Raw genomic sequence first — 1621 nt, forward strand, 5'->3', positions numbered from 1 at the left:
ATCAATCTGTGTGGACACTCATCGTGAGTAATCATCGTATAAGGAGGTGATCCAGCCCCAGGTTCCCCTAGGGCTACCTTGTTACGACTTCACCCCAGTCATGAACCACAAAGTGGTAAGCGTTCTCCCGAAGGTTAAACTACCTACTTCTTTTGCAGCCCACTCCCATGGTGTGACGGGCGGTGTGTACAAGGCCCGGGAACGTATTCACCGTGGCATTCTGATCCACGATTACTAGCGATTCCGACTTCATGGAGTCGAGTTGCAGACTCCAATCCGGACTACGACGCACTTTTTGGGATTCGCTCACTTTCGCAAGTTGGCTGCCCTCTGTATGCGCCATTGTAGCACGTGTGTAGCCCTACTCGTAAGGGCCATGATGACTTGACGTCGTCCCCACCTTCCTCCGGTTTATCACCGGCAGTCTCCCTGGAGTTCCCGACATTACTCGCTGGCAAACAAGGATAAGGGTTGCGCTCGTTGCGGGACTTAACCCAACATTTCACAACACGAGCTGACGACAGCCATGCAGCACCTGTCTCAGAGTTCCCGAAGGCACCAATCCATCTCTGGAAAGTTCTCTGGATGTCAAGAGTAGGTAAGGTTCTTCGCGTTGCATCGAATTAAACCACATGCTCCACCGCTTGTGCGGGCCCCCGTCAATTCATTTGAGTTTTAATCTTGCGACCGTACTCCCCAGGCGGTCTACTTAACGCGTTAGCTCCGAAAGCCACGGCTCAAGGCCACAACCTCCAAGTAGACATCGTTTACGGCGTGGACTACCAGGGTATCTAATCCTGTTTGCTCCCCACGCTTTCGCATCTGAGTGTCAGTATCTGTCCAGGGGGCCGCCTTCGCCACCGGTATTCCTTCAGATCTCTACGCATTTCACCGCTACACCTGAAATTCTACCCCCCTCTACAGTACTCTAGTCTGCCAGTTTCAAATGCAATTCCGAGGTTGAGCCCCGGGCTTTCACATCTGACTTAACAAACCACCTGCATGCGCTTTACGCCCAGTAATTCCGATTAACGCTCGCACCCTCCGTATTACCGCGGCTGCTGGCACGGAGTTAGCCGGTGCTTCTTCTGCAGCTAACGTCAAATCCATACGCTATTAACGTATGAACCTTCCTCACTGCTGAAAGTACTTTACAACCCGAAGGCCTTCTTCATACACGCGGCATGGCTGCATCAGGCTTGCGCCCATTGTGCAATATTCCCCACTGCTGCCTCCCGTAGGAGTCTGGACCGTGTCTCAGTTCCAGTGTGGCTGATCATCCTCTCAGACCAGCTAGGGATCGTCGCCTTGGTGAGCCCTTACCTCACCAACTAGCTAATCCCACCTGGGCATATCCTGACGCGAGAGGCCCGAAGGTCCCCCTCTTTGGCCCGAAGGCATTATGCGGTATTAGCCATCGTTTCCAATGGTTATCCCCCACATCAGGGCAATTTCCCAGGCATTACTCACCCGTCCGCCGCTCGACGCCCTTAACGTTCCCCGAAGGTTCAGTTAAGTCGTTTCCGCTCGACTTGCATGTGTTAGGCCTGCCGCCAGCGTTCAATCTGAGCCATGATCAAACTCTTCAATTTAAGATTTTGTTCGGCTCAATGAATACTGA

The 1621-nt window shown here is 52.9% G+C and carries 1 rRNA gene; it reads right to left on the bottom strand.

The features are described 5' to 3' along the window. Positions 1 to 39: 39 nt before the first annotated feature. Positions 40 to 1592, bottom strand: a 16S ribosomal RNA gene (locus tag ACHUFZ_RS21185). Between the last annotated feature and the right edge of the window lie 29 nt (positions 1593 to 1621).

Origin of the sequence: Vibrio hepatarius (assembly GCF_043642085.1) — a bacterium.
Taxonomy (GTDB): Bacteria; Pseudomonadota; Gammaproteobacteria; order Enterobacterales; family Vibrionaceae; genus Vibrio; species Vibrio hepatarius_C.